At 70.1% G+C, this 1,466-nt stretch carries 1 protein-coding gene; it reads left to right on the top strand.

The genetic code is table 11. From position 1 onward, the window contains the following. Positions 1–69: 69 nt before the first annotated feature. Positions 70–1,326, top strand: a complete 1,257-nt coding sequence (locus AC559T_RS12755) for an IS701 family transposase (RefSeq protein ID WP_498868837.1) — start codon at positions 70–72, stop codon at positions 1,324–1,326. The last annotated feature ends 140 nt before the right edge of the window (positions 1,327–1,466 follow it).

Raw genomic sequence — 1,466 nt, forward strand, 5'->3', positions numbered from 1 at the left:
CTAGTAGGACTTTGTCGGGTCTGTTCGTGGTTGTACTGACTGTCGTCTTCGTGTGTGGCGGTGGTTGGTGTGGGTCCGGAAGAGATGGCCCGGGTGCGGCCGGTGATCGAGCGGTTCGCGGGTGTGATGTTCACGGACCTGCCGCGGCGGGATCAGCGGGGCAAGGGGCAGTTGTATGTGCGGGGGCTGCTGACCGACGGCAAGCGCAAGAGCATGGTCCCGATGGCCACCCGCCTCGGGGTGGATCATCAGCAGCTTCAGCAGTTCGTGACCAGCTCGACCTGGGACCACGCCCAGGTACGCCGCCGGCTGGCTGGGTGGGCGGCCGCCTTCCTGGACCCGGTCGCGCTGGTGGTGGACGACACCGGCTTCCCGAAGGACGGGCCGGCGTCGCCCGGGGTGGCCCGGATGTACTCCGGCACGCTGGGCAAGGTCGGTAACTGTCAGATCGGGGTGTCCGTCCATGCGGTCACCGATTGGGCGTCGGCCGCGGTGGACTGGCGGCTGTTCCTGCCCGTCTCCTGGGATGACACCGGCTGCGCCGACCCGGTCGAGGCCGCGGCCGTCCGGGAACGCCGGGCCCGGGCGGGGATCCCCGAGGGTGAGCGGCATCGAGAGAAGTGGCGGCTGGCCCTGGACATGATCGATGAGCTGGCCGGGTGGGGCATGCCGGTCCGGCCGGTCGTGGCCGACGCCGGCTACGGCGACGCCGCCGAGTTCCGCCAGGGGTTGACCGAGCGGAACATCCCCTACGTGCTGGCGGTCACCGCGACCGCCACCGCCTACCGGGCCGACGCGCTGCCGGTCACCGCCCCGTACGCGGGCAACGGTCGTCCGCCCGTGCCCACCTACCCCGACCCGCCGCAGACCTTGAAAGCCCTGGTCCTGGCTACCGGCCGGTCCGCCGGCCGGTACGTGGTCTGGCGACGCGGCACTCACAAGACCCCGGCCAACCCGAACGGACGCATGCGGTCGCGGTTCGTGGCGCTGCGAGTACGTCCGGCTAGCCGGCGTATCCCCCGTAACCCGGACCGCAGCCTGCCGGAATGCTGGCTGCTCGCCGAATGGCCCCCCGGACAGGCCGAGCCCACCGACTACTGGCTATCGACCCTGCCCGACGGCACACCGGTGCGGCACCTGGTCCGCCTCGCGAAGATCCGCTGGCGGATCGAACACGACTACCGCGAGTTGAAAGACGGCCTCGGCCTCGACCACTTCGAAGGCCGCACCTTTACCGGCTGGCACCGCCACGTCACCCTCGTCTCCGTCGCCCAGGCGATCTGCACCCAGCTCCGCCGCGACCCAAAAGCCCCTGCGCCGGCCTGACCCTCTACGGAGTCCTCCGTACCCTCCAGGCCCTGCTCGCCGTCTGGACCGGCGCCTGCCCCACCTGCGAGCGACCCTTCCATCACACACTCAACGTCACGCAACACCTATCCGGAGTTACCTAACGAAGTCCTACTAGC

Source organism: Frankia sp. Hr75.2 (assembly GCF_949319125.1).
Taxonomy (GTDB): Bacteria; Actinomycetota; Actinomycetes; order Frankiales; family Frankiaceae; genus Parafrankia; species Parafrankia soli.